The organism is Streptosporangium sp. NPDC002544 (assembly GCF_040295965.1).
In the GTDB taxonomy this organism is placed as follows: Bacteria; Actinomycetota; Actinomycetes; order Streptosporangiales; family Streptosporangiaceae; genus Streptosporangium.
This window is the reverse complement of sequence record NZ_JBEOWJ010000006.1, coordinates 116,796-143,761: the sequence shown is the minus strand read 5'-3', so window position 1 is coordinate 143,761 and position 26,966 is coordinate 116,796. Positions and strand designations below refer to the sequence as shown.

The 26,966-nt window shown below is 70.6% G+C and carries 21 protein-coding genes; 14 read left to right on the top strand and 7 right to left on the bottom strand.

All coding sequences use genetic code 11. The features are described 5' to 3' along the window. Window positions 1–32: 32 nt before the first annotated feature. Entirely contained in the window at window positions 33–2,606 is a 2,574-nt protein-coding gene (locus ABT061_RS11040; protein WP_350915148.1) for a DUF7824 domain-containing protein, read from the top strand. 3 nt (window positions 2,607–2,609) lie between these two features. Next, a complete protein-coding gene (locus ABT061_RS11035) occupies window positions 2,610–3,488 on the top strand; it encodes an Imm10 family immunity protein (protein ID WP_350915146.1) in 879 nt (292 codons plus the stop codon). On the opposite strand, the gene ABT061_RS11030 is transcribed toward ABT061_RS11035, so the two are convergent. Both ABT061_RS11030 and ABT061_RS11025 read right to left on the bottom strand, forming a co-directional pair. After that, entirely contained in the window at window positions 3,417–3,920 is a 504-nt protein-coding gene (locus tag ABT061_RS11030; protein ID WP_350915144.1) for a hemerythrin domain-containing protein, read from the bottom strand. The genes ABT061_RS11035 and ABT061_RS11030 overlap by 72 nt on opposite strands. Beyond that, window positions 3,853–4,587, bottom strand: a complete 735-nt coding sequence (locus tag ABT061_RS11025) for an AraC family transcriptional regulator (RefSeq protein ID WP_350915142.1) — start codon at window positions 4,585–4,587, stop codon at window positions 3,853–3,855. Before ABT061_RS11025 ends, ABT061_RS11030 begins: the two co-directional genes overlap by 68 nt. A 67-nt stretch (window positions 4,588–4,654) precedes the next feature. Between ABT061_RS11025 and ABT061_RS11020 the strand changes: the two genes are divergently transcribed. The 4 genes from ABT061_RS11020 to ABT061_RS11005 all read left to right on the top strand — a co-directional run bounded on the left by ABT061_RS11020 (window position 4,655) and on the right by ABT061_RS11005 (window position 9,350). Then, window positions 4,655–6,019 carry a DHA2 family efflux MFS transporter permease subunit gene (locus ABT061_RS11020; protein WP_350915563.1) on the top strand — a complete coding sequence of 455 codons (1,365 nt, stop codon included), beginning with the start codon at window positions 4,655–4,657 and terminating at the stop codon, window positions 6,017–6,019. Window positions 6,020–6,352: 333 nt separating this feature from the next. Continuing rightward, window positions 6,353–6,811: a hypothetical protein gene (locus ABT061_RS11015; RefSeq protein ID WP_350915140.1), complete on the top strand. Its 459-nt coding sequence runs from the start codon at window positions 6,353–6,355 to the stop codon at window positions 6,809–6,811. Between the two features lie 258 nt (window positions 6,812–7,069). Continuing rightward, window positions 7,070–8,587, top strand: coding sequence for a serine/threonine-protein kinase (locus ABT061_RS11010; protein ID WP_350915138.1), 1,518 nt, complete (start codon window positions 7,070–7,072; stop codon window positions 8,585–8,587). Window positions 8,588–8,621: 34 nt separating this feature from the next. Then, window positions 8,622–9,350 carry a maleylpyruvate isomerase family mycothiol-dependent enzyme gene (locus ABT061_RS11005; protein ID WP_350915136.1) on the top strand — a complete coding sequence of 243 codons (729 nt, stop codon included), beginning with the start codon at window positions 8,622–8,624 and terminating at the stop codon, window positions 9,348–9,350. A gap of 50 nt (window positions 9,351–9,400) precedes the next feature. Here ABT061_RS11005 and ABT061_RS11000 read toward each other — a convergent pair whose 3' ends face one another. From ABT061_RS11000 to chvE, 4 genes are all read right to left on the bottom strand, one after another. Beyond that, on the bottom strand, window positions 9,401–10,438 hold the full coding sequence (locus tag ABT061_RS11000) for a TerC/Alx family metal homeostasis membrane protein (protein ID WP_350915133.1): 1,038 nt from the start codon (window positions 10,436–10,438) through the stop codon (window positions 9,401–9,403). A 121-nt stretch (window positions 10,439–10,559) separates the two neighbouring features. Then, complete coding sequence (mmsB, locus tag ABT061_RS10995) at window positions 10,560–11,807, bottom strand: multiple monosaccharide ABC transporter permease (protein WP_350915131.1); 1,248 nt, start codon at window positions 11,805–11,807, stop codon at window positions 10,560–10,562. Window positions 11,808–11,814: 7 nt separating this feature from the next. Further along, the gene (gene mmsA / locus ABT061_RS10990) at window positions 11,815–13,344 is read right to left on the bottom strand and encodes a multiple monosaccharide ABC transporter ATP-binding protein (RefSeq protein ID WP_350915561.1); all 1,530 of its coding nucleotides are present in this window, start codon (window positions 13,342–13,344) and stop codon (window positions 11,815–11,817) included. A 74-nt stretch (window positions 13,345–13,418) separates the two neighbouring features. Next, window positions 13,419–14,555 carry a multiple monosaccharide ABC transporter substrate-binding protein gene (gene chvE / locus ABT061_RS10985; RefSeq protein WP_350915129.1) on the bottom strand — a complete coding sequence of 379 codons (1,137 nt, stop codon included), beginning with the start codon at window positions 14,553–14,555 and terminating at the stop codon, window positions 13,419–13,421. A 537-nt stretch (window positions 14,556–15,092) separates the two neighbouring features. On the opposite strand from chvE, the gene ABT061_RS10980 reads away from it, so the two are divergent. The 8 genes from ABT061_RS10980 (at window position 15,093) to ABT061_RS10945 (ending at window position 25,065) form a co-directional block, all read left to right on the top strand. Beyond that, complete coding sequence (locus tag ABT061_RS10980) at window positions 15,093–16,082, top strand: LacI family DNA-binding transcriptional regulator (protein ID WP_350915559.1); 990 nt, start codon at window positions 15,093–15,095, stop codon at window positions 16,080–16,082. A 242-nt stretch (window positions 16,083–16,324) separates the two neighbouring features. Then, the gene (locus ABT061_RS10975; protein ID WP_350915127.1) at window positions 16,325–17,842 is read left to right on the top strand and encodes a sugar ABC transporter ATP-binding protein; all 1,518 of its coding nucleotides are present in this window, start codon (window positions 16,325–16,327) and stop codon (window positions 17,840–17,842) included. Further along, entirely contained in the window at window positions 17,839–18,888 is a 1,050-nt protein-coding gene (locus tag ABT061_RS10970; RefSeq protein ID WP_350915125.1) for an ABC transporter permease, read from the top strand. Before ABT061_RS10975 ends, ABT061_RS10970 begins: the two co-directional genes overlap by 4 nt. Then, window positions 18,885–19,871 (top strand): galactofuranose ABC transporter, permease protein YjfF, encoded by a 987-nt coding sequence (gene yjfF, locus ABT061_RS10965; protein ID WP_350915123.1) that lies wholly within the window; start codon window positions 18,885–18,887, stop codon window positions 19,869–19,871. The genes ABT061_RS10970 and yjfF overlap by 4 nt, the downstream gene beginning before the upstream one ends. Window positions 19,872–19,922: 51 nt before the next feature. Further along, window positions 19,923–21,599 (top strand): ribulokinase, encoded by a 1,677-nt coding sequence (gene araB / locus ABT061_RS10960; protein ID WP_350915122.1) that lies wholly within the window; start codon window positions 19,923–19,925, stop codon window positions 21,597–21,599. 34 nt (window positions 21,600–21,633) lie between these two features. Next, complete coding sequence (locus ABT061_RS10955; protein WP_350915121.1) at window positions 21,634–22,302, top strand: L-ribulose-5-phosphate 4-epimerase; 669 nt, start codon at window positions 21,634–21,636, stop codon at window positions 22,300–22,302. Continuing rightward, window positions 22,299–23,795, top strand: coding sequence for an L-arabinose isomerase (araA, locus tag ABT061_RS10950; protein WP_350915119.1), 1,497 nt, complete (start codon window positions 22,299–22,301; stop codon window positions 23,793–23,795). The genes ABT061_RS10955 and araA overlap by 4 nt, the downstream gene beginning before the upstream one ends. 574 nt (window positions 23,796–24,369) lie before the next feature. Further along, window positions 24,370–25,065, top strand: coding sequence for a hypothetical protein (locus ABT061_RS10945; RefSeq protein ID WP_350915117.1), 696 nt, complete (start codon window positions 24,370–24,372; stop codon window positions 25,063–25,065). Here ABT061_RS10945 and ABT061_RS10940 read toward each other — a convergent pair. After that, window positions 25,062–26,183: a transposase domain-containing protein gene (locus ABT061_RS10940; RefSeq protein WP_350915114.1), complete on the bottom strand. Its 1,122-nt coding sequence runs from the start codon at window positions 26,181–26,183 to the stop codon at window positions 25,062–25,064. The two genes, ABT061_RS10945 and ABT061_RS10940, sit on opposite strands and share 4 nt — an antisense overlap. Between the last annotated feature and the right edge of the window lie 783 nt (window positions 26,184–26,966).

Below are 26,966 nucleotides of genomic sequence, written 5' to 3'. Positions count from 1 at the left end.
CCTCGGATCACCAGCCGCGAAGAGGCCGGCGCATGACCGCCTGGGAGGAGATCCGCGGACTCATCGACCGCCGGGACGCCCACGCCGTCGCGGTCCGGATCGTCGAGTTGGACGAGGCGGCGCGTAAGGAGGTCGCCGGCCTTCTTCCGGGATACCTGAAGACGCTGCGCGGCCGACGCGAATCCTGGGAGGGGCTCGACGACTACGCCGAGGTGCTCCGCGCCGCCGGGGCCGGGGTGCTCACCGGGGCGGCCGCCGTGGCGACCTGGCTGAACCGCCGGGATTTCACCTCCCGCTGGGGCTCGCCGTACGGGGACACCGAGCGGATCATGGCGATTCTCGCGGCCCGGCCGGCGGAGTGGCGGGCCGACCTGGCCGGACGGCTCGTGCTGAGGCTCCGGACGGGGGAGGACCGTGGGCTGCCGCTGGCACTCGCCCTGCTGCGTGCGACCGGGATCGAGGTGCCGGCCCACGATCCGCTGGTCGTCGGATGGGCGAGCACCGTCGGCGGTCTGCCCGCTCTGCGAAAGGATCCGCTCTTCGACGCCATGCTTCCCCGCGTCTTCGAGGTTCAGGGGGTGGGGCGGGCCCTGCAGTGGGAGAGCGATCCGGCCCGGTCGTTGCTGGGCGCCCTGCGTACCCTGGCCGCCAAGGACGGGGCGAGACGGCCGATGCTGCTCCAGGGGTGCGTCAGGCGGTTCCTGCTGGGGGGTTCGGCGGCAGAGCTGCGGTTCTTCGTCCGCCTGCACGAGGCCCTGGATCCGGCGCCGCACGAGATCGAGCCGCACGCCCGCGACTACCTGCGGCTGCTGCCCGCGGCGCCGGGGCCGGTCGCCGAGCTGGCGCTGCGGCATCTGCGCGGGCTGGACGGGCTCGACCCCTTCGACCTGGTGGAGGGGTGGGAGTCGGTGCTCTTCAGGCCCGAGCGCAAGCTCGTCCGCGCCGGGCTCACCTGGCTGGACCAGCGGGTACGGCTCTCGCCCGAGCTGGCGACCTCGATCGCCGGACCGCTGGCGCTGGTGTTCGCCGCGGACTCCACCGAACTGCAGGACAGGGCGGTGACGCTCGCGATCAAGCACGCGAGCCGGATGGACGACGAGGGCCGGGACGTCATCCGCGACGCGCTCGGCACGCTCCCGCCCGACCTCGGGCGGCGTGCCTTCGCGGTCTTCGGCGGCGAGGAGCCGGCCGAGTCCGACCCACGGGACGGGCTCGCCCCGTCCCCGCTCCCGCAGCCCGACGCTCCGCGGCGGATGCCTGATCCGATCGGTTCCGTGGCGGAGATGGTGCCCCTGCTGAACGGTTCCGATGACTGGCAGGAGTGGGAGCGGCTGCTGGCCGGCTTCGTCGCCCTCGTGTACCGGGATCGCGAGGGTACGGCCGCCGAGCTCAAGCCCCACCTGGTCGGCAGGTATGAGCACCTGTACGGAGAAGGATATCCCTGGAACCGGGTCGATCGTTGGAACCAGGTCGACCACTGGCTGATCGGCGCCATGTGCTCCCTCAGCGGCATCGCACCGATGCGGGGTGCCTGGAAGCGGAAACTCCCCGACACCCGCCCTCTCTGCCCGCCGCACCTGCTTCTGCTGCACCGGGCGGCCGAGATCCAGATGGCCGTCGAGGAGGACGTCGTCCCGCCGTTGCTGCTGTCCACCCCCACCCTCACGACCGGGCACGTGGCGGCGGCCGAGCTGGTGACGAGGCTGGAGGTCATCGAGGCCGCCGGGGTGAAGCCGCTGGCCGCGGACCTGCAGCAGGCACTCCTCCGGCTGCCCAGAGAGCGGGATCCGAACGCGGCCGAACGCGCCGGTCGGCTCTCCTCGCCGGCCGGTCGCCTGGTCGCCCGCCGGCTGTCCGGGGCCCGGCTCGCGGATCCGGTGGTGGAGGTGCGCTGGTCCCGCAGCGCGCCGGCCTACTCCACCGAGGTGAAGCTCGTCCCGTCGCTGCACGCGCCGGCCACCGGGCTGCCGCTCGTCGACCGGGTGTTCGCCGCCTCTCCGCGGCACGGTGACGGGGTTCATCTGTCCTGGTGGCCGTCGATGTTCCCGTCCCACCGAGAGGTGGCCGCCGCCCACCTGTCAGGTCAGCTCCTGCGCGATCAGTGGCGCGGCCCGGCGGTAGGACCGGACCATCTCCGCAGGCTCGCCGGGCTCGACGGGCCGCCGGGGGTCGCCGTCTCGCTCGTCCTTGCCCATGTGCTGGGAAACCCGGACATGCCGGAAGCCGTCGACGTCCTGCTGGCGATGGCGGGCCGCGGCGACCTGCCGGCCGCCGAACTCGGCAGGCAGGCGGCGGCGCTGGTCGGATACGACCAGGTGAAGCTCCTCCACTTGACGGCGGCCCTGGAGTCGGCGTCCCGCCAGGGTGCCCATGAGGAGGTGTGGACGGCCGTCGCCGCGGCGTTGCCGTCGCTCGTGCCCCAAGCCGGTCGCCGACCGCGCCACGGGCTCACCGAGTTCGTGGCGCTGGCCGCCACCACGGCGGCGTGGTGCCGCGCTCGCGGGGCGATTCCCGAGATCGAGGCCATGGCGGCGCGCAAGGGATCGAGTGGCCTGCTCCGTGAGGCGCGCCGCCTGCACGGGTTGTTGACGGCGAAGGAAGGATGACCCATGCGCTCGAAGTATGACGAGGAGTGCCGCCTGCGGCTGGCGATCGGCGACCTGGTCCGTGCCGCCGCGCCCCCTGGCTGGAACGGCGCCACGGTCCGCTGCGCCCAGGTCGGCGGATTCTCCCGGGTCACCGTGGAATGTGACGGGGTGGAGCTCGGCGTCCAGGGGCTGGAGGAGCCGTTCCGGCGGCTCCGCGAACTGTCCCGTCGCGACGGCGAGGGCACCTGGTTCTGCTGCGAGCTGCGCTTCACGCCGGAGAGCAGGTCGTACCGGGGACAGGTGGACGCCGACGGGTTCCCCTTCCCCGAAGGTACGGACATCCCCGACGTCGCGCTGCTGGAAGAGCTGACGCTGTTTCCCCGCGACACCGTTCCCGGCTGGCTGCTGGACGCACTCCCGACGGCGGTCCCGGTGGGGATCCGCGAGCCCGAGGAGCACCGGCGGCGTTTCCACGGGTCACCGAGGCCCAGGCCGGTCATCTCCGGAGAGCTGGTCTACACACCGGCCGGGCACCTGGCCGTCCACAGGCTCGAAGTCGACGAGAGGGCCGCAGGCCCCATCGCCGTCCTGCACGAGGAGGCCGAGGGCGGCGGCGACCACCTTCTTTTCCTCGCCACGAAGGAGGCGGGAGAGCGGTCCTACTGGGTGGCTCGCAAGGACATGCGGGGCACCGGGGGTGGCATCACCGCATGCGTGCTCGACGATCGGCGTCTCGTCCTGCACCTCACCCCCAAGGCGGCGGACGACATGGAGACCGAGACCGTCCTGACCGTCGAGCTGAACCTGGGCCCCGTCGAGACGGAGCGGCTACGGGCCGTTCTCGGCAGGGTCTTCCGTGCCGGGGTGTCCGATCCGATGCCCGCGCTCACCGGGTTCTGACCCGCGGCCGGGCAGAAAGCCGCACACTCCCAGCACGGGACGCTCCTCGTAGGCGAGGTACTCCTCCAGATCGCGGGCCGGCCGCTCCAGCTCCGCCCGGAGCCGGTCCGCGGCCGTACCGGTGCCGGAGGTGAGGCCGGCGAGCAGTGCCTGGAGATCCGTCAGGGCCCGCGCCACCGGGTGGTGTTCCCGGCGGGGCCGGTCGAGCACCGGGGCGAGCTCGGGAAACTCCTTTTCGAAGACGGTGAACGCGCCGTTCTCGTTGGTGTGGTGCGCGTGGAGCGCGCCGCAGAAGGTCAGGCAGTGCCGGGCCGGTTCCTCGCCCAGCCGGGGTGCCGGCGTCCCGGGGGTGTCCGGCTCCGCGTCAACGACTGAGCAGGTAGCGCCGGGGTGTGGTGCCGACCGTGCGGCGGAAGGCCGCCAGGAACGCACTCGCCGTGGCGTACCCCACATCGTGCGCCACCCGCGACACCGGTTGCCCCTCGGCCAGCAGCGGCAGGGCGGCGCGCAGCCGTACCTGCGTACGCCAATGGTCGAAGCTCATGCCCGTGTCGCGTACGAACAGCCGCGTCAACGTCCGTCTGCTCACGCCTACCGCGCGGGCGTGCGCCTCCAGGCTGCGCGGGTCGGCCGGGTCCGCCAGCAGGGCGGCCGCCACCACCTGGACCCGCTCGTCGGTGGGCTGCGGCACGTCGATGGGCCGGGTGGGCAGCGGGCGCAGCAGGTCGGGCATCACGGCCTCGGCGCGCAGCCGCGCGTCGTCGGTGAGGTCGGTGCGGGCCAGGTAGCCGATCAGCTCGGCCAGCAGGCCGTCGACGCCGACCGCCGTGGGCTCGGGCCAGTCCAGCGGACAGCGCTCCGGCGCCAGGTACAGGCTGCACAGCACCGCGTCGCGGGTCGCGCCGGTCGCGTGGGTGACGCCCGCGGGCAGCCACAGCGCCCTGGTGGGCGGCAGGACCCAGTACACCTCGCCCACGCCGACGCTCAGGACGCCGCGCCGGGTCCAGGCAAGCTGGTGGCGGGTGTGGCTGTGCGGGGGGATCCATTCCCCCGAGGCCAGCGGGAAGTGGCCGACGACGATCGCGCCCATGTCCTCCATGCGACATAGTCTGGCCTCATCGCGGATTGTGGCCAAATGCGGCGGATCATAGCGTCGTCGGGTGCCGATGATTGTGTTGTGTCTTGTCCAGTTCATGCTCGTGCTCGATGACACCGTCGTGAACGTGGCCCTGCCCAGCATCCGCGATGAGCTGGGCTTCAGCGCGTCCGGGTTGCCCTGGGTCGTCAACGCCTACTTCCTGGCCTTCGGCGGGCTGCTGCTGCTGTGCGGCCGGATGGCGGATCTGCTGGGCCGCCGCCGCGTCTTCCTCATCGGCGTGGCGTTGTTCGGGATGGCCAGCCTGGCCTGCGGGCTCGCGCAGGAGCCATGGCAGCTCGTGATCGGGCGGTTCGTGCAGGGCGCGGGTTCTGCGATGGCCAGCCCGGCGGCGATGTCGATGATCACATTGCTGTATCCGGGACCGGAGGAGCGGGCCAGGGCGCTGGGCATCTGGGGCGGCATCGCGGCCCTGGGCGGAACCTCGGGCCTGGTGCTGTCCGGGGCGCTGACCGACCTGGTGTCCTGGCGCGGGATCTTCCTGATCAACCTGCCCGTCGTCGCCGTGGCCCTGGCGTCGCTCCCCCGCCTGGTCCCCGAGTCCCGCGCCTCTGGCCGACGCCGCCTCGACGTCCCCGGCGCGGTCCTGGTCACCGGTGCCGCGGTATCGCTGGTGTACGGGCTGCTGCGCGCCGGAGAGACCGGCTGGAACGATCCGGTCGTCATCGGCGCAGCCGGGCTCTCCGCCGCCTTGGCGGTGGCGTTCCTGGTGGTCGAGTCGCGGGCGGCGGCGCCGCTGGTGCCCGGGTCGTTCCTGGCCTCGCGCACGCGGGCGGTCGCCAACGGCGCGACCCTGCTGTTCTCGATGGCGATGTACGCGATGTCGTTCCTGCTGATGATCCAGATTCAGACCGTTCTGGGGTACAGCCCGCTCCTGGCGGGCGTCGCCTACCTGCCCTACGGCGCCGGCATCCTGGCGGGCATGTGGCTGTCCTCCCGCATCTCGCTCAGGATCGGGACGCGCTGGGCGCTCTTGCTGGCGTTCCTGGTCAACATCGCCGGCCTGCTGCTGCTGTCCGGCGTGGCGGCGGGCGACTCCTACGCCGCCCACGTCCTGCCCGGCATGCTCATCCTGAGCATGGGCAACGGCCTGAGCCTGCCCGTCATGGCCACGGCCGCGGTCGACGGCACCACCGAGGAGGACGCCGGTCTCGGCTCGGCCCTGTTCACCTCCGTCCAGCAGGTCGGCGGTGCCGTCGGGGTGGCCGCGCTGGCCGTCATGGGCTACTCGGGCGGGCTCACGGCAGGCGCGGTCTGCGTGGCGCTCGGCGCCGTACTCATCGCCGTGCTGCTGCCGTCACGCGCCGGCGGCCCGCGGCAGCTCGCAGGGCATGGCGCCGACGTCCCCAGCACGCCGACAGCCGCTACCCGCTGAGGATCCGGGCCACCGGCGCACTGCGCCAGGACGCTGCCGTCGCGGACCAGCAAGGCGTGGTGACTTCGACACCGCCCTGGCCCGCTGCACGCCTAGCCGTACCCGCACTTGTAAGGGCCGTTGCAGCGAGCACTCTTCCGCATTTCGACCGAAAAATTCGCCTTCCGAGATTACGAACATGATCGACTAGTGGCCGGTTTTCCCCGGATCTCGGCCGGACCTGTCGGCCAGGCCTCATCCCGGTGCCCATTGCCGGAAAGTAGAGGAGTAAGCCAAGATCGACGGGTTGATCCGCTGCGGTATGGGCCGCAGTCCCCGTCGAAGGGTAGACAAGTGATCAGATCTGTTACGAAGGTCGTCGCCGTGGCGGCCCTGGCCGCCGGCGTTCTCGCGGCCAACCCGGCATACACGGCGTACGCGGCCTCCGCCCCCTACACTCCCGAGGGTGTCTGCGGGGCGGGGTTCACCCGGGTGAAGGACGGCACCCGCCCCCTCAAGTCCGGACGTGACACCTTCGGCTACGTCTACCTCATGTACAACCGCAGCACCGGTTACAACTGCGTGGTCAGCATCAAGACCGCCTTCTACCGGACCGCCACCTACACCACCGCCACCCTGACGGTGCAGGGCAGCAAGCCGAAGACCGACGCGGGCAAGTTCAAGTACTACGCCGGGCCGGTCAAGCTGAAGGCCCGTGGCAAGTGCGTCTCGTACTGGGGCAGCACCCGAGACACCCGGCTGGACTACGCCGAGGCGACCGGCGGCCGCAAGGCCTTCGGCAACTGCGGATAGCGAGACCTCAGGGGGCGCCTGCGAAGTCACCGGCCGTGATGCGGGCGGCGACGGTGCGCCGGACGAGACGGCCGGCCAGGGCGGGGGCGTGCCTGCCCACCACCATCTCGACACGTCCCCGGCGGGCATGGGGAAGTCGGAGAACTTCGTGTGCGGCTTGCCCGTGTTGAGGCGGAGGTCCTCGTAGGACGCGGCCTCGGCGAGGTACCCCTACAGTGGTGTGCCAATTGCCGGGTTCGGAGTTGATGGCGGGAGATCATGGGGGTTTGGGAGGAGGCGGCCGTGGTGCTCGCCGGGCGGTACCGGCTGGACGAGCTGATCGGCCGCGGCGGCACGGGCGAGGTCTGGCGCGGTTACGACCTGCGCCCCGGCTGGCCGGTGGCGGTCAAGATCCTGGCACCGCAGGTGGCCGACGCCGCGGTGCGCGAGAGGTTCGCCAGGGAGGCCAGGACCGCCGCGCGCATCGTCCACCCCAATGTGGTGACCGTGCTCGACATGGGCGAGCACGAGGGCCGCCCGTACCTGGTGATGGAGTTGCTGACCGGCCGGGATCTCGCCGCCGAGCTGGCCGAGCGCGGACCGCTGAGCGTGGCCGAGACGTGCCGCCTGGCGGGGCAGATCGCGCTCGGGCTGGACGCCGCGCACCAGGCCGGGGTCGTGCACCGCGACGTCAAACCGGCGAACCTGCACCTGGGCGCGGGCGGTGCGCTCAAGGTCGTCGACTTCGGTACGGCCAGGGTCGCGACCGAGGCCGCGATGCGGCTGACCTCGGTGGGCACCGTCATCGGCACGGCCGCCTACCTGTCGCCCGAGCAGATCCGCGGCGAGGCCGGAGCCGCGGCCGCCGATCTGTACGCGCTCGGCTGCGTCTGCTACGAACTGCTCTGCGGGCGGCCCCCGTTCGTCGGCACGGCGACGGAGGTGATCTCCCAGCACGTCGGCGCCCGGCCGGACCCGCCCGGCCGCTACCGGCCCGGCATCCCGGCGGAGCTGGAGAGGCTCATCCTGGCCCTGCTGGAGAAGGATCCCGCCGCGCGGCCCACCGGGGGAGAGGTCGTCCGCGGGCTCCTGGCCGCGGCGCCCCGCAGGACGCCGCACGCGTCCGGGCCCCCGGCGCCGACCTCCGTCCTGCCCTCGGTGCCTCCCGTCCCCGCGGGGAAGGACGGCTCGCCGGTGCAGGCGTGGGCGGGGCGTGCCACGAGGTTCCTGCGGGAGAGCCCACCCGGCATGTTCGTCGCGATCCTGCTGGGCGTGGTGGCCCTGCCGGTGCTGGTGGCCCTGTGGGCGTCGGCCTCGCCGGATCCGGCGGGACAGGGCACCGCGGCGGTGCCACCCGCGATCACGTCGGCGGCGCCCCCGGAGCGGTCCGCGCCCGCGTCGCCCACACCGGCCGTCTCGCGGAGCGCGTCCGCGGCGCCGTCCCCCGCGCCCAGCCTGACCGCGCCGGCGGCGGGCGGATGGCAGGCGCGCCTGGCGGCCCTGGGGCAGGCGGTCACCGCGCAGGAGCTTCAGGGGAAAATCGACCCCAAGACGGCCCGCAAGGTCCGCGAGAGGATCGTCAAACTCGCCGGGAAACTCCAGGAGGGCGACAACAGGAAGGCCCGCGACGAACTGCGCAAGCTCGGCCGTGAGCTGAGCGAGGCGCAGCGGAAGGGCAGGATCGCCTCGGAGGGGCCGCTCGTCGACTTCCTTCGAACCTCGGGGCTCACCTTCCAGGTGGAGGGTCAGAACTCCGGACCACGTCATCGCAGCAGCGACGACGATGACGACGACTAGTGCGACGTCCCGGCGCCCCGGGTAGTGCTGGGGTATGACCGCAGAATCGAAGGATCCGCTGGCGGATCTCAACCCGTTCGACATATTCGACACCGAGGCCCTCCGCCTCGACCGCTTCTTCTCCGGGCTCGACGCGGAGGGCTGGCGGCGTCCCTCGCGGGCGGCGGGCTGGTCGGTCCGCGACGTGCTCGGGCACCTGGCGGGGGAGGAGCTGTACAACCACGCCTGTCTGGACGACGACATCGACGGGTTCGTCACGATGCTCAGGAGCGAGGGCGTGGCGGGCGGTTTCAACGTCTTCAACGCCTGGTGCGTGGAGCGCCGCCGTGACGTTCCGGTCGAGGAGGTGCTCCAGGAGTGGCGGCGCGAGAACGGGGAGACGCGCGAGCGGATGCGCGGGCTCGGCCGCGACGCCTTGCTGCCGACCCTCGCGGGACCGTACCCGGTGGGGTTGCAGACCTTCCACTACGACTCGGAGTACGCCACCCACGCCGACGACGTCGGCGCGCCCGTCGCGGAGGACGAGGAGGACGAGCGGGTCTGGTGGCGGGCGAGGGTGGGCGCGTTCGCGCTCGCGGAGCAGGGGTCGAAGGTCCAGGTCGAGCTGACCGCCGACGGGATCTGGGTGCACGCCTACGACATGAGCGAGCAGCTGGGGCCCCCGGCGTTCGTGGCGGCGACCGTCGGCCGCCTGCCGGACGACCACCCCGTCGACCATCCCCTCGACCGCAGGCTCAGGGCCGCCCTGCGCTGCCTGGCCTGAGCTTTCGGCGCTCCCCCCGGCACGTTCGTCCGTGTGTTCCCGCCGGGGCCTCAGCGGTCGTCCTGCCCCTGTCGCCCCTTGCCCTGGCCACCGTTCCCGTCCTTGCGGCGCATCCGGTGCAGGGTGCCCGCCCGCGCGCGCTCCTCGGGGTGGGCGCGCACCCTGCGCAGGCTGAAGACGACGGTGACCAGCAGCACCAGGAAGATCACTATCAGTGAGAGCGGGGTCGGGATCTCGGGGAAGGACGTGGAGACGTCCTCGTGCAGGAAGGCCAGGATGAGCTTCAGGCCGATGAAGCCGAGGATGACCGCCAGGCCGATCGACAGGTAGACCAGACGCTCCAGCAGGCCCTCGATCAGGAAGTACAGGGCGCGCAGCCCCAGCAGCGCGAAGGCGTTGGCGGCGAAGACGATGAGCGGGTGCGTGGTGACGCCGAAGACCGCCGGAATGGAGTCGAGGGCGAACAGCAGGTCGGTGCTTCCGATGGCGAGGAAGACCACGAACAGCGGGGTGACCATCCGCTTTCCGTCCTCGCGGACGACGAGCTTGCCGTCATGCAGGTTCTCGGTGACCGGGAGCGCCTTCGAGACGAAGCGGATCAGGGGGTTGCTCTCGATGTCGGGCTCCTCGTTCCGGTGCCGGACCAGCTGGATCGCCGTCCAGATCAGCAGCAGGCCGAAGAGCAGGAATGTGAAGGAGAAGAGGCTGATGGCCGCCGCGCCGATCGCGATGAGGACGGCGCGTAGCACGAGGGCGGTGGCGATCCCGAAGAGCAGCACCTTCTGCTGGTTCTCCGGGGGCACGGAGAAGCGCGCCATGATGATGACGAAGACGAAGAGGTTGTCGACGGAGAGGCTCTTCTCCACCAGCCACCCGGCGAAGTACTCGGCCGCGAGCGCCGACCCGGCCAGCCACCACAGGACCAGGCCGAAGGCGATGGCCACGCCGATGTAGAAGACGCTCCAGGCGGTGGCCTCGCGCATGCCCACGGCGTGCGGCCGGCGCGCCGCCACCATGAAGTCGAGGACGAGCAGCGCCATCACCAGAACGACGACCGCGATCCACATGCCTATCGAATCGATCGCCATCCGTGTCCCCTCCAGCCGGTGAGAATCCTCGCTTACCCTCAGGTAAGGGGGTCCACACCCGGGAGCCACCGGGCGGCTCGCCGTCCCGCGCGACGGACGCGGGCGCGTGAGGGGAGCGGGGTCAGCGGGCCGAGCCGGCCCGGCGCTTGGTCCAGACGTCCAGGGCCACGGCGGCGAGCAGGACCAGGCCCTTGAAGAGCATGACCCGCTCGCTGGGCGCGCCGATCAGGGACATGCCGTTGTTGATCACGGCCATGATGAGGCCGCCGGTCAGGGCGCCGACCACCTTGCCCACCCCGCCCTGGACCGCGGCGCCGCCGATGAAGGCGGCCGCGATGGCGTCCAGCTCGAAGCCGTTGCCCGCCGTCGGGCCGGCCTGGTTCAGCCGCCCGGCGAAGATGATCCCGGCGAGCGCGGCGAGCACCCCCATGTTGACGAAGATCCAGAACGTGACGGACTTCACCTTGATGCCGGACAGGCTCGCGGCGTTCAGGTTGCCGCCGATGGCGTAGATGTGGCGGCCGAAGACCGCGCGGTTGGTCAGCAGCGTGTAGCCCAGCACCAGGATCGCCAGCAGCACCAGCACCCAGGGCAGGTTCTTGAACCTGGCGAGCTGCACGATGACCACCATCACCACCGCGGCGGCGGCGCCGATCTTCAGCAGGAACAGGGGCAGCGCGTCGACCTTCTGCCGGTAGCCGAGCCGTGCCTGGCGGGCCCGCCACTGGGTGCCGGCGATCCCGGCCACCGCGGCCAGGCCGACGAGCAGCGTCAGCAGGTCGGCGCCGCCGAGCAGGCCGAGGGGGACGTTGCCGAAGAAACCGGGCACGAAGCCGTTGGCGAGGGTCCGCACCTCGTCGGGGAAGGGGCCGATGCCCTGGTTGCCGAGCACGGTCAGGGTCAGCGCCCTGAAGACCAGCATGCCGGCCAGGGTCACGATGAACGCCGGTATGCCGAAGTAGGCGATCCAGTAGCCCTGCCAGGCCCCGATCAGCGCACCCGCGACCAGCGTGATCAGGATCGCCAGCGGCCAGGCCACGTCCATGTCGACCATCAGCACCGCCGCGATCGCGCCGGTGAGTCCCACCACCGAGCCCACGGAGAGGTCGATGTGACCGGCGATGATGATCAGGATCATGCCGATGGCCAGGATCAGAACGTAGGAGTTCTGCACCATGATGTTGGAGATGTTCTGCGGGCTGAGCAGCTCTCCGCCGGTCAGGATGGAGAACAGCACGATGATCAGCGCGAAGGCGATGTAGATGCCGCTCTGCCGCAGGTTGACGGAGAGGCGGCCGGCGGGCGTCTTCGCGGGGACCACCGGAAGGCCGCCGCTCGGTGGCGCTGTCTCACGGGTCGGGACCTCCATCGTGCCCTTACTCCTTTTCCTTGGTCATGAGCTGCATGAGCCGTTCCGGGGTGGCCTCGGCCCGGGGGACCTCACCGGTGATGCGGCCGGCGGACATGGCGTAGATGCGGTCGCAGACGCCGAGCAACTCGGGGAGCTCCGAGGAGATGACCAGGATGGCCTTGCCCTGGTCGGCGAGCCGGTTGATGATCGAGTAGATCTCGTACTTGGCGCCCACGTCGATGCCGCGGGTGGGCTCGTCGAGGATCAGCACGTCGGCGTCGGTGAAGATCCACTTCGACAGCACCACCTTCTGCTGGTTGCCGCCGCTGAGCTTCCCGGTGACCGACAGCACGCTGGGAGCCTTGATGTTCATGCTCTCCCGGAAGCCGTCGGCGACCTGGTACTCCCTGTTGTCGTCGACCCAGCCGCGCCTGGCCAGTTTCCCCAGCGCGGCGGCCGACACGTTCCGCTTGATGTCGTCGATCAGGTTGAGGCCGTACCGCTTGCGGTCCTCGGTGGCGTACGCGAGCCCGTGGCCGATCGCCTCGCCGACCGTGCGGAGCTGGATCTCCCGGCCGTTCTTGTAGACGCGGCCGGAGATGCCGACCCCGTAACTCCGGCCGAACACGCTCATCGCCAGCTCGGTGCGGCCGGCGCCCATCAGGCCGGCCAGGCCGACGATCTCGCCGCGGCGCAGCGTCAGGTTGGCGCCGGAGACGACGACGCGGTCGTGCTGGCTGGGGCTGTGCACCGTCCAGTCCTCGATCCGCAGCGCCTCCTCACCGATCTTCGGCTCGTGCGGCGGGAAGCGGTGTTCGAGGTCGCGGCCCACCATGCCGGCGATGATGCGCTCCTCGGTGACCTGGTCGCCCCGCATGTCCAGGGTCTCGATCGTCCGGCCGTCACGCAGGATCGTGGTGGAGTCGGCGATGGCCTGGATCTCGTTCAGCTTGTGCGAGATGATCACCGAGGTGATGCCCTCCTCGCGCAGCCCGCGCAGCAGGTCGAGCAGGTGCGCCGAGTCCTCGTCGTTGAGCGAGGCGGTCGGCTCGTCGAGGATGAGCAGCCTGACCTGCTTGGACAGCGCTTTGGCGATCTCCACCAGCTGCTGCTTGCCGACCCCGATGTCCATCGAGCGCGTCACCGGGTTCTCGCGCAGCCCGACCCGCTCCAGCAGCTCGGCGGCCTCGGCGTTGGTCCGGTTCCAGTCGATCAGGCCGCGGCTGGTCCGCTCGTTGCCGAGGAAGATGTTCTCGGCGATCGACAGGTACGGGCTGAGCGCCAGCTCCTGGTGAATGATCACGATGCCGTGTTTCTCGCTGTCCCTGATGTCGGAGAAGCGGCACGGCTCGCCGTCGAAGAAGATCTCGCCGTCGTACGAACCGTGTGGGTACACGCCGGACAGGACCTTCATCAGCGTCGACTTCCCGGCGCCGTTCTCCCCGCAGATCGCGTGTATCTCGCCCCTGCGTACCGCCAGGTTGACGTCCTGCAGGGCCTTGACGCCCGGGAACGTCTTGGTGATCCCGCGCATCCGGAGTATGTCGTCGGTCATGCCGCCCGCCTCCTCGGCGTCCTCCGGGAGCCCCGCCACCCCCGCGGACGCCCGCGGGGGTGGCACCGGTGCTCCTACTTGAGCTGGTCTTCGGTGTAGTAGCCGGAGTCGACGAGGACCTTCTTGTAGTTGTCCTTGTAGACGATCACGGGCTCCAGCAGGTTGGACGGGACGACCTTGTTGCCGTTGTCGTAGTCCTCGGTGTTGTTCACCTCGGGCTTGCCGCCCTTGAGCACCGCGTCGGCCATCTCGACGGTGACGGCGGCCAGCTCGCGGGTGTCCTTGTAGATCGTCGCGTACTGCTCACCCGCGATGATCGACTTGACCGAGGCGACCTCGCCGTCCTGGCCGGTCACGATCGGGTACGGCTGGCCGGCGGTGCCGTAGCCGCTGCTCTTCAGCGCCGACAGGATGCCGATGGACAGACCGTCGTACGGGGAGAGCACGCCGTCGACCAAGGTGTCGCCGGAGTAGGACTTGGTGATCAGGTCCTCCATCCGCTTCTGCGCGGTGGCCGGGTCCCAGCGCAGGATCGCGACGGTCTTGAAGTCGGTCTGGCCGCTCTTGACGACCAGGGTGCCGGAGTCGATGTACGGCTTCAGGGTCTCCATCGCGCCGTTGTAGAAGAAGGTGGCGTTGTTGTCGTCCGGCGAGCCGGCGAAGATCTCGATGTTGAACGGGCCCTTGGCGTCGCCGTCGGAGCCGTCCTCCTTCTTCAGCTTCAGGCCGACCAGGAGCGAGGTCGCCTGCTGCACGCCCACCTTGAAGTTGTCGAAGGTGGCGTAGTAGTCGACGTTCGGCGAGTTGCGGATGAGCCGGTCGTAGGCGATCACCGGGATCTTCTTGTCGGCCGCCTGCTGGAGCTGCGTGGTGATGGCGGTGCCGTCGATCGAGGCGATGATCAGCAGCTTGGCGCCCTTGGTGATCTGGTTCTCGATCTGGTTGACCTGCGTGGGGATGTCGTTCTCCGCGTACTGCAGGTCGACCTGGTAGCCCAGCTTCTCCAGGGCGCTCTTGACGTTGTCACCGTCGTGGATCCAGCGCTCGGAGGACTTGGTCGGCATCGTGACGCCGACCAGGGTGTCGGCGGGCGCCGCGGAGGCGGCCTCCGACGCGCCCTGGTCGACGGTCTTGACGCTTGAGCCACAGGCCGTCACTCCCATGGCGAGAGCCAGGCTCACCGAGAAGGTGACCAGCTTCGCGAACTTCATCGAATACCTCCAGTGTGGGGGTCCGGGGTCCTGGCCGGGGGAGGGCCGCGGGAGAGGTGGGAGGCGGCGCGTCCCGGGAGCGGGCGGCGCGTGCCGCCACCGGGGCGCGTTCCTTCGGGGCCGTGCCCGCGGCGGTGCGGGAGCGAGCCGTGACCCGGCTCGCTCCACCGTCCATGAGCAGGTCCGCGGGCGTTTTGTGAGCGTTCACAACGACGGCGCGGGACTCCGCGGAGATCCGGCCGGCTGTGTGACGAGACATGAAATGCCTGAGTCGGCCGGCTGTCAACCTCCGGGCGGTCAGGAGTCCTCGCGTCATGAAGACCTTCCCGGCGGAGATGTGAGCGCTAACAAAGGGGTATGGGACAGTTAAGGGCGTGATGACGGTGCCGTCAAGTAGGCGTTAACGAATGGTTCCCGTGTAACCGGACTGCAATGTGGCGGGTGCTTGACGCGAGGTGTTGTTAGCGCTCACAGTCTGTGCCAAGCCACCAGAAGGAGCCGACCGTGAGCCCGAGCCACGAGCGCCGCCCGCCGGTGATGGCGGATGTCGCCACGAAGGCCGGCGTGTCGCACCAGACGGTCTCGCGCGTGCTCAACGATCACCCCAACGTCCGTGCCGAGACCCGCGCCCGGGTGCTGGCGGCGATCCACGAGCTCGGTTACCGGCGCAACATGGTGGCCCGCGCCCTGGTCACGAGGCATACCCGCACCCTCGGCGTGGTCAGCTTCGACACGACCCTGTACGGGCCGGCGAGCACCGTGTACGGCATCGAGCAGGCCGCCAGGTCGGCGGGTTACTTCGTCAGCATGGTCAGCCTCAAGACCATCGACACCGCTGGGGTGCGCGACGCGCTCGGCTACCTGGCCGAGCAGGGCGTCGACGGCATCGTGGTGGTCGCGCCGCAGCGCTCGGCCGCCCCCGCGCTGGCCGACGTGCCCACCGACATCCCCGTGGTGGCCGTCGAGGGCGGCCACTCCGGCGACGTGTCGGTGGTCAGCGTCGACCAGGTCCACGGTGCCCGGCTGGCCACCAGGCACCTGCTCGACCTCGGCCACGAGACCGTCTGGCACATCGGCGGCCCGCCGGACTGGCTGGAGGTCGAGGGGCGGATCGAGGGCTGGCGTGACGTGCTGGTCTCCGCGGGCCGTCCGATCCCCGAACCGCTGCCCGGTGACTGGAGCCCGCGCTCCGGCTACCAGGCGGGTCTGCGCCTGGCGGCGGTGCCGGGTGTCACCGCGGTGTTCGTCGCCAACGACCAGATGGCGCTCGGTGCGCTGCGCGCCTTCGCCGAGCGGGGAGTGCGGGTGCCCGAGCAGATCAGCGTCGTGGGGTTCGACGACATCCCGGAGTCGGAGTTCTTCACCCCGCCGCTCACCACGGTCAGGCAGGACTTCGGGGCGGTCGGGAGATGGAGCATCGAACTGCTGCTCAGGCAGATGGAGGCGGGCGCGGAATGGTCCCACGAGCGGCACGTCGTTCCGCCGAGGTTCGTGGCCAGGGCCAGCAGCGCACCGGTCCACGCGTGACGCGAACAAGCCCGCCCGTTGATGTTAGCGTTAACGGCCAGGCGAGTCCCAGCGAACCCGACCGACACCGGGCGCCAGGCCGGCGGACCCGGTCGAGCAGGTCGCGGCGGGACGGCGGATGCCGGCCCGTACGAAGACGATCCTCACGCGGGAGCGGGCCGGAACGGCGCCGCCCACCCGCCGCAACTGACCCGGCGGACCGCCTCGCGGGCGGCCCGTCTCCTGGGAGGAAAGGGAGTCGCATGGCCGCACCCGACCCGATCCTGCGGATGATCGGGATCAGCAAGGAGTTCCCCGGCGTCAAGGCGCTGACCGGCGTGGACTTCAGACTCCTGCCGGGGGAGGTGCACGCGCTGATGGGAGAGAACGGCGCGGGGAAGTCGACGCTCATCAAGGTGCTCACCGGCGTGTACGACGTCGACGCGGGCGAGATCGAGCTGGCCGGCGCGCCGGTCGCCTTCGCCGGGCCCCTGGCGGCGCAGCGGGCCGGGATCAGCACGGTCTACCAGGAGCTCAACCTCTGCGCGAACCTCTCGGTGGCCGAGAATATCTTCATCGGGCGCGAGCCGCGCCGCTTCGGCCGCATCCGGTGGGGTGAGACGCGCCGGCGCGCGGCCGAGCTGCTCGCCAGGCTCGACCTCGACCTGGACGTCTCGGCGCCGCTGTCCTCGTACTCGCCGGCCGTGCAGCAGATGGTGGCGATCGCGCGGGCCGTCGACATCTCCGCGAACGTGCTCATCCTCGACGAGCCGACCTCCAGCCTGGACGCGGGGGAGGTCGCGCAGCTGTTCGAGGTGATGCGGCGGCTCAAGGACGAGGGGATCGCCATCATGTTCGTCTCGCACTTCCTCGACCAGGTCTACGAGATCGCCGACCGGATGACGGTCCTGCGCAACGGCCGGCTGGTCGGCGAGTACCTCACCGCCGAGCTGAGCCAGGTCGAGCTGGTCGGCAAGATGATCGGCAATGAGCTCGCCGACCTGGAACGGCTCGACGAGAAGCCCAAGGACCTGGCGCGGACCGGCGACGTGGTCATCGAGGCGAGGGAGCTCGGCAGGGCGGGGGCCGTGCGGCCGTTCACGCTCTCCATCCACCAGGGCGAGGTGGTGGGCCTGGCCGGGCTGCTCGGCTCCGGCCGCACCGAGATCGCCCGCCTGCTCTTCGGCGCGGACCACGCGGGAACCGGGGAGGTGGCGATCGACGGTACGCCGGTTTCGCTGCGCACCCCGCGCGCCGCGACCGCCAGGGGCATCGCCTTCTGCCCGGAGAACCGGCGGACCGAGGGCCTGATCGCCGACCTCACCGTACGGGAGAACATCGTGCTGGCCCTGGCGGCGGCGCGCGGCTGGGCCAGGCCCATACCGCGCCGCCGCCAGGACGAGCTGGTGGAGAAGTACATCGGCGCGCTGCGGATCAACCCTCCCAACCCCGAACAGCTCGTGCGCAACCTCAGCGGCGGCAACCAGCAGAAGGTGCTGCTGGCCCGCTGGCTCATCGTCGAGCCGCGGCTGCTCATCCTGGACGAGCCGACCCGCGGCATCGACGTCGGGGCCAAGGCCGAGATCCAGCGCCTGGTCGTCTCCCTGTCCGACGGGGGCATGGCCGTGCTGTTCATCTCCGCCGAGCTGGAGGAGGTGCTCCGTCTCAGCCACCGGGTCGGCGTGCTGCGCGACCGGCACCTGGTGGCGCAGCTGCCCAACGACGACGACCTCACGGTCGACGTCCTGATGGAGACGATCGCCAGCGGAGCCCGCCCATGAACCGTCTTGCCGGGCACCGCCTGCTGTGGCCGGTGCTCGTTCTCGTCCTGCTGCTGGCGACCAACGTCGCGTTCACCGACGGCTTCCTGTCGGTGCAGATGAAGGACGGCCACCTCTACGGCAGCCTCATCGACATCATCCGCTTCGGCGCGCCGCTGATCCTGGTGGCGGTCGGCATGACGCTCGTCATCGCCACCGGCGGCATCGACCTGTCCGTGGGATCGATGGTGGCCATCTCCGGGGCGCTCGCCTGCCTGCGGATCAGCGAGCTGGACGACCAGAACGCGGTGGGCGGCGTCCTCGCGGCGATCGGCCTGGCGCTGGCGCTCTCCCTGGTGCTGGGGGTGTGGAACGGGTTCCTGGTCGCCGGGATCGGCATCCAGCCGATCATCGCGACGCTGATCCTGATGGTCGCCGGGCGGGGGCTGGCCCAGCTGGTCACCGACGGCCAGATCATCACCGTCAACAGCGTGCCGTACAAGCTGGTGGGCGGCGGCTACTGGCTCACCGTGCCCTTCTGCATCCTGCTCGTGCTGGTCGTGCTCGCGGTGACCGCCTTCCTCACCCGGCGCCTCGCCCTCGGCCTGCTCATCGAGTCGGTCGGCGGGAACGCCGAGGCCAGCCGCCTGGCGGGGATCCGCTCCCGGGGCCTGATCATCGTGGTCTACGCGTTCTGCGGCCTGTGCGCCGGCATCGCGGGGCTGATGATCAGCTCCAACGTGTCCAGCGCCGACGGCAACAACGCCGGGCTCTGGATCGAGCTCGACGCGATCCTCGCGGTCGTGATCGGCGGCACCTCGCTCGCGGGCGGCCGGTTCTCGCTCGGCGGCACCGTGCTCGGCGCGCTCATCATCCAGACGCTGACCACCACGATCTACTCGATCGGCGTGCCGCCGGAGACGACACTGCTCTTCAAGGCGCTCGTCGTCACCCTGGTCTGCCTGCTGCAGTCACCGACCTTCAGGGAGAAGGTGTTCCACCGCCCACGACGCGGCGCTCCACCCGCCTCCTCGGGCGCCGACACGAAGGTGAGGGTCACCGCATGACCAGCCTGGGCCTGCTCTCGTCGAACCGGTCGATCCCCCGCAAGTACCTGCCGGTCCTGGTGACCGGCGGGCTGTTCCTCGCGATGTTCGTGGCCGGCGGTATCCGCTACGAGGGCTTCGCGTCCGGGCAGGTGGTGCTCAACGTCTTCATAGACAACGCGTTCCTGCTGGTCGTGGCGGTCGGCATGACGTTCGTGATTCTCACCGGCGGCATCGACCTGTCGGTGGGAGCGGTGGTCGCGCTCGCCACGATGATCTCGGCGAGCCTGGTGACGGACGGGGGCTGGCCGCCCGCGCTGGTGATCCCGCTGGTGCTGGCGGTCGGCGCGGTGCTCGGCCTCGCCATGGGCTGCGTGATCCACTACTTCGACATCCAGCCCTTCATCGTGACGCTGGCCGGCATGTTCCTGGCCAGGGGGCTCTGCTACACCATCGGCACCGACTCGATCTCGATCACCGACCCGACGTACACCGGCCTCGCCCAGGCCAGGATCGACCTGCCGGGCGGCGCGTTCGTCTCGCCGAGCGTGCTCGTCGCCGTCGTGGTGATCCTCGCCGGGGCGTACGTGCTGCACTACACCCGGCTGGGCCGCAACGTCTACGCGACCGGCGGCAGCGAGCAGTCGGCGCTGCTCATGGGCCTGCCGGTGGCCAGGACGAAGATCGCGGTCTACACGATCAGCGGATTCTGCTCCGCGCTGGGCGGCGTGCTGCTCTCCTTCTACATGCTGTCGGGCTACGGGCTGCACGCGGTCGGCATGGAGCTGGACGCGATCGCCGCGGTCGTGATCGGCGGCACGCTGCTGACCGGGGGGTACGGCTACCTGCTCGGCACCGTGCTCGGCGTGCTCGTCCTCGGGCTGATCCAGACGATCATCAGCTTCGAGGGGACCCTCAGCTCCTGGTGGACCAAGATTTTCATCGGCCTGCTGCTCTTCGCCTTCATCCTGCTGCAACGCCTCGGTGCGGCACGACGCACCTGAACCCCCGGCTCCCGCGCGGGAGCCCTACCCCGTCGAGGTCCTGGAGATTGTGTGAACGCTAACAATGACCGCTACGTGGTCGGTGTCGACTTCGGCACGCTGTCCGGCCGCGCCGTGGTGGTGCGGGTGAGCGACGGCGCCGAGGTCGGCACGGCCGTGCACGAGTACGCACACCGGGTGATCGAGGAACGGCTGCCCGGCAGTGCCGTGCGGCTGGGTCCCGACTGGGCGTTGCAGTCGCCCGAGGACTGGCGGCAGGTGCTGCGCGTGGCGGTGCCCGGGGCGGTGGCGGCGGCCGGGATCTCCCCGTCACGGGTCATCGGCCTGGGCACCGACTTCACCGCCTGCACCGTACTGCCCGCCACCGCGGACGGCACCCCGCTCTGCGAGGTCGACGGGCTCGCGGAGCGCCCGCACGCGTGGCCGAAGCTGTGGAAGCACCACGCCGCGCAGCCGCACGCCGACCGGATCAACGCCGTCGCCGCCCGCAGGAAGGAGTCGTGGCTGCCCCGCTACGGCGGGAAGATCTCCGCGGAGTGGGCGTTCGCCAAGGGCCTGCAGGTCCTGGAGGAGGACCCGGAGGTCTACGGCCGCGCCGAGCGCTGGATCGAGGCCGCCGACTGGATCGTCTGGCAGCTCACCGGCGTGGAGACCCGCAACGTGTGCACCGCCGGGTACAAGGCCATCCACACCGGCGACGGCTATCCCTCGGCGGAGTTCCTGGCCGAGCTCAACCCGGCCTTCGCCGGTTTCACCGCCAAGCTCGGTCAGGAGCTGTCGCCCCTCGGCGGTCTCGCGGGCCGGCTGGACGCCCGCGCCGCGGCCTGGACCGGGCTGCCCGAGGGGGTGGCGATCTCGGTCGGCAACGTGGACGCCCACGTCACGGCCGCCGCCGCCGACGCCGTGCGGCCCGGCCAGATGGTCGCCATCATGGGCACCTCCACCTGCCACATCATGCCTTCCGACACGCTGGCGGAGGTGCCCGGCATGTGCGGTGTGGTGCGCGACGGGATCGTGCCAGGACTGTGGGGATACGAGGCGGGCCAGTCGGGTGTCGGCGACATCTTCGGCTGGTTCGTGGAGACCTCGGTGCCCGGCTCCTACGAGCGGGAGGCCGAACGGCGCGGGCTCACCGCGCACGAGTACCTCACCGAGCTCGCCGCCGCGCAGAGCGTCGGGCAGCACGGCCTGGTGGCACTCGACTGGCACAACGGCAACCGCTCGGTGCTGGTCGACCACGACCTCTCGGCCGTACTCGTCGGCCAGACCCTCGCGACGAGACCCGAGGACACCTACCGGGCGCTGATCGAGGCCACCGCGTTCGGCGCCCGCGTGATCGTGGAGACCTTCGAGGACTCCGGGGTGCCGGTGACCGAGTTCGTCGCCGCGGGCGGCCTGATCAAGAACCGGTTCCTGATGCAGGTCTACGCCGACGTGCTGCGCCGCCCGATCTCGGTGATCGGCTCGGAGCAGGGATGCGCCCTGGGGGCGGCCATCCACGCCGCGGTCGCCGCCGGGGCCTACCCGGACATCACCGCGGCCGCGGCCGCGATGGGCAGGCGCGCCGAGGCCGTCCACCTGCCCGACGCGGGGCGCGCCGACGCCTACGACCGGCTGTACGCCGACTACCGCCGCCTGCACGACCACTTCGCCGACGGGGAGATGCTGCACGGCCTGCGGGCCCTGCGTAACGAGGCGAGCACATCAGAGGAGAAGGAGGACGCGTGACCCAGCGAGAGGACCATACGACCGGGGGAGCCGGATGAGCGCCGTCGTCAGGAAGCTGCGCGAGACGGTCTGCCGGCTCCACGACGAGCTGGTCCGCTACAACCTCGTCGCCTGGACCGCGGGCAACATCTCGGGGCGGGTGCCGGGCGAGGACCTGTTCGTCATCAAGCCGTCCGGGGTCTCGTACGACGACCTGGCCCCGGAGTCGATGGTGGTCTGCGACCTGGACGGGGAGCCGGTCGAGGGCGAGCTGTCGCCGTCCAGCGACACCGCCGCGCACGCGTACGTCTACCAGGCGATGCCGCGGGTCGGCGGGGTGGTGCACACCCACTCCACGTACGCCTCCGCCTGGGCGGCGCGGGGCGAGGCGATCCCGTGCGTGCTGACGGCCATGGCGGACGAGTTCGGCGGGGAGATCCCGGTGGGGCCGTTCGCGCTGATCGGCGGGGACGACATCGGCAGGGGAATCGTCGCCACCCTGGAGGGACACCGCTCCCCGGCGATCCTGATGCGCAACCACGGTGTCTTCACCATCGGCGCGGACGCCCGCGCCGCGGTCAAGGCCGCGGTGATGTGCGAGGACGTCGCGCGCACCGTGCACATGGCCCGCCAGCTGGGCGACCCGCTGCCGATCCCGCGACCCGCCGTCGACAGTTTGTACGACCGCTACCAGAACGTCTACGGGCAAAGGAGTCCGCGTTGATCCTCCACGAGCGTGAGATCTGGTTCCTCACCGGAAGCCAGGGCCTGTACGGAGAGGAGACGCTGGCCCAGGTGGCCGGGCAGTCCCGGCGGATCGCCGAGCGACTCGGCGAGTCGCTGGCGTTCCGGCTGGTGTGGAAGCCGGTGCTCACCGACGCCGCGTCGATCCGCAGGGTCTGCCTGGAGGCGAACGCCTCGGACGCCTGCATCGGGGTGATCGCCTGGATGCACACCTTCTCCCCGGCCAAGATGTGGATCGCCGGGCTGGACGCGCTGCGCACGCCGCTGCTGCACCTGCACACCCAGGCCAACGTGGCGCTGCCGTGGAGCTCCATCGACATGGACTTCATGAACCTCAACCAGGCGGCCCACGGCGACCGTGAGTTCGGCTACATCCAGTCCCGGCTGGGCGTGGCGCGCAAGACCGTCGCCGGGCACGTGAGCGACCCGGCGGTGGCCGCGCGCATCGGCGCGTGGGCGCGGGCCGCGGCCGGGCGCGCGGAGGTCGGCTCGCTGCGGCTGGCCCGCTTCGGCGACAACATGCGCGACGTGGCGGTCACCGAGGGCGACAAGGTGGAGGCGCAGCTGCGCTTCGGCGTCTCGGTCAACACCTACGGCGTCAACGACCTGGTCGCCGTGGTCGACGCGGCGGCGGACTCCGAGGTGGACACCCTGGTCGCCGAGTACGAGGACACCTACAAGGTCGCCCCCGAGCTGCGGGCCGGGGGCGAGCGCCACGAGTCCCTGCGGTATGCCGCCCGCATCGAGCTGGGCCTGCGCTACTTCCTCACCGAGGGGGGCTTCGGCGCGTTCACCACCAACTTCGAGGACCTCGGGGGCCTGCGGCAGTTGCCGGGGCTGGCGGTGCAGCGGCTGATGGGCGACGGCTACGGCTTCGGCGGGGAGGGCGACTGGAAGACCTCGGTGCTGTTGCGCACCCTGAAGACGATGGCGGCCGGTCTTACGGGCGGCACCTCCTTCATGGAGGACTACACCTACCACCTGGCCCCGGGCCAGGAGGTCATCCTGGGCGCGCACATGCTGGAGGTCTGCCCGACGATCGCCGCCGGGGTGCCCTCGTGCGAGATCCACCCGCTGGGCATCGGCGGGCGCGAGGACCCCGTCCGGCTGGTCTTCGACGCCGAACCCGGACCGGCGGTGGTGATCGGTCTGTCGGACATGGGGGAGCGGTTCCGGCTGGTGGCCAACGAGATCGACGTGGTCACCCCGGCCGAGCCGCTGCCCAACCTGCCCGTCGCCCGCGCGGTGTGGCGGCCCCGCCCGAACCTGAGCACCTCCGCCGAGGCGTGGCTCACCGCCGGAGGACCGCACCACACGGTCCTGTCGTCCGCGCTGACCAGTGAGGAGCTCACCGACCTCGCCGACATGCTCGGCGTCGAGCTGCTGGTCATCGACGCCGACACCACCCCCCGCCAGTTCGCCAAGGAGATCCGCTGGAACCAGGCCTACTACCGCCTGGCCCAGGGCTTCTGACCCGACGGGCCCCGCCGATCGGCGGGGCCCTTGTACCGCCGTGCGGAGACACGCCCCGCGACGCTTGTCATCCGAACACACAAAACGCTCGACGGAACTGTAGGCGACTGCGCATTTCCAGACGCGGGGCCGTCGCGTTTGTTTTCGGATGGCGACAATGGCGGGGAACGGGAAACGGGGCGTCCGATTCAAGCGCGGCCGGCGGGGTGGGTCGTTTTCCCCGGTATTTCGTCTCCGGCCGTCGCGGCACGCTTGATCGGGAGAACGGTTGAGAGAAGCGCTTGGGCGTCCGAATTCCCGCCGACTCCGCTGTCCGGGGGCTCATGCGCTGCTCAGGTAGGGGGCGGGCGTCGGTGCGGGAGTCCGGCGGCCGATCGGACTGCTTTCCTCCGCGGGAATCCCGGCCGACTCGCCGGTCGATTCATTCAATGGCGAAGCGCTTATGTCAACAATGCGTCAATTGACTTAGGAGGTGATATCGAAGTCCGATTGCGGTGTTTAGGTGATTGATATTGACGGTGAATATGCGGCTATCTACCCTCACGATGTCCAGCACATTACAAGGGAGTGGCCGATGAAACGTATCCGAAACCTCGCCGCCGCCGCCGTCGCCATGACGGCACTCGTTCTCGCCCCGCTTCCCGCCTCGGCGGCCGGCACCACGATCCACCGGGACACCGCTCTGGGCGCCGCCTATTCGGGCAAGATCCGGGCCACGCTCATCGCGCCGGTGTCGGTCTCGACCACACTCGCCACCGCCACCTGCAACACGGGCGCCATCGACGGGACGGTCCAGTCGGACGGCACCGCGCTGAACGTCTCGGTCTTCAACTTCAGCAACAGTCCCGGCCCGGCGTGCCCGAACAGTGCCGGGGGCTCCTCCACCGTGTCCCCGGTAGGGCTCCCCTGGAACGGCGGCAGCGTCGTCTACAACAAGGTGACCCCCGGGCGCGACGGCATCGTGACCCTGCAGGGCCTCAAGGTCTCCTCGGTGTCCACCGGCTGGTTCGGCACCATCAGCTGCGTCTACCGGGGCTCCGGCGCCGGTAACAGCATCGCTCTGGACACCTACAACCCCGACAACGCCGGCCGTCCGAACACGGCGATCGCCCAGGCCCAGGCCAAGGCCACCAACTACGCCCTCACCAAGGACAGCGGCAGCATCCTGTGCCCCGGCACGGCCAACTACACCGCCACCTTCCAGCTCATGGGAGAGACCGTCGCCGACTCCGGTGTCTTCGACCAGAAGCTGTACCTCACCACCCCCTAGGCGATCCCGAGCGATCCCGCTCCCGACACACCCTCGGTCCGCCTTCCGGTACGCACCCGGGAGGCGGGCCACCCCCGCGCGCGATCGGTTCCCCGGCAGGTCAGGGCCCGTACCGCCTGGTAGACGCAGAGCAGCGCCCAGATCTCCTGGGCCACCGTCTCGGGGGTCCGGGAGCGCAGCGCGAGCACCGCGCCGCTCCGGTCGGATCGCAGCCAGGCCAGCGCGCGGTCCATGACCCAGCGCTCCGCGTACCACGCCACCAGCTCCGGCGCCGGGGCCCTTCCCGGGTCGAGCAGCGTGGTGATCAGTCGTTCCGTACCGGGCAGCGGGATGACCCGCAGCAAGGTGTCCGCCCAGCCGGGAGGCCTGGACAGGAACGACCCGTCGCCGAGGCGGCGCGCCACGGGGAACCCGCCCGCTCCGCCGGTCCGCCACAGCAGGTGCGTGCCGGTCCCCGCCGCCTGCCGCCACAGCTCGGCCCCTCTGGCCCCCGGGCCGGCGAGCAGCAGCACGCCGGGCTCCAGACGGCGCAGCAGCCTCGGCGCGAGCGCCTGCCGGTCCGCCCCCGAACCGCCGATGGTCGCGTCGATCAGCGCGTGCGTCCCGCCGTCGACCACGGCCACCACCCGTACGCACGGCAGGCGGGCACTCTCGTCCGGGTAGCCGAACGCCGCGTTGTCGCGGGTCTCGGGGATGGTCAGCGCGGTGCCGTCCAGCGACACCGGCCGCAGTCCGGCCAGCCGCGACCCGGCGGTCCCGGGCTCCGGCAGCGGCCCGGCCACCCGGCGGAACAGCACCCGCAGCGGCTCCGCGCCGAGCCGCGTGCGGGCCCGGCTGATCGCCGACACACTGGGCGGCTCCCAGCTCCTGGCCCAGTGCGAACGCCACGACAGGCCGTTCAGCAGCAGGCGCATGATCTCGTCGTAGTTCCGGTCCGGGAACATGCACAGGGCCAGCACGTAGTAGATCGTCAGGCGGGCGGGCAGTGCCCGCCGCCGCTGGTCGGCGCAGCCGCTGGCCAGCACGACCTCGTCGAGGAGCGGTACGGGGAAGGCGGAGGTGAGGATCCCGATCGACAGATGATCGGCCAGCCGCCCATGGACCGGCTCAGTCTTCACCCACGTAGTCATGCCCGTGGGGACTAACTGTCAAGCCATAGGCGGTCAAATGCTTTATTTCCATACAAATGCGCTTAAATTCGCCCAAAAAATGCGCACCGGGTGAGTGCCGGGAGGGTGGCCGAGGCCGCCGGGCAGACCTGGGGGCTTTGGTGTCGCAGGAGAGCGACAGGGCTGTCCGTCAGGAGGCTCGTGTCCGGAAGGTGGGGCCGGTCACCGGTCGCGCTCGCCCTGGCTCTCGACATGGGCCATCATGCGGGCCACGCGATCGGGGTCGGCGTCAGCGGCCTTCGTGTTCCAGAGTGCGCGGCGCCGGCGCTCCCGCCGGACTTCCAGGGTGAGGGCCTCGTCGACCTAGGCGGACGGTGAGCCGGTGCCGACCCGCCGCCTGGCGTGATCGAGCAGATCGTGATCGACGGTCACGCCGATGGTTTCCTTCGCGGCCATGGTGACACGGTGGTACCGCACTAAGATCTTTTCCGCTGGTCGAGGTGTCAGGCGGAAAGTGGTCCTGTCGTCGCTTCGGGGCGGGTCGGTCTGCCGGGCGGAGACGATTCTGCCGATACGGTACGGGGTGCCGGTCACATATGGGCGACAGTCTTGTGAAATTCAGTGAACATGACTGTTGGGCATGATCTTTATGCTGTCCTGGTGCTTCTCTGGGCATTGGCCTCGTTCGTGAACAGACATTGGTCACTTGTTCACCAAACTCAGGTCTGATAGAACAAATGCCACATGTAGGTCGGGTGGACCGTCTCCCTCGCGGCCTATCCCCTGTGGCCC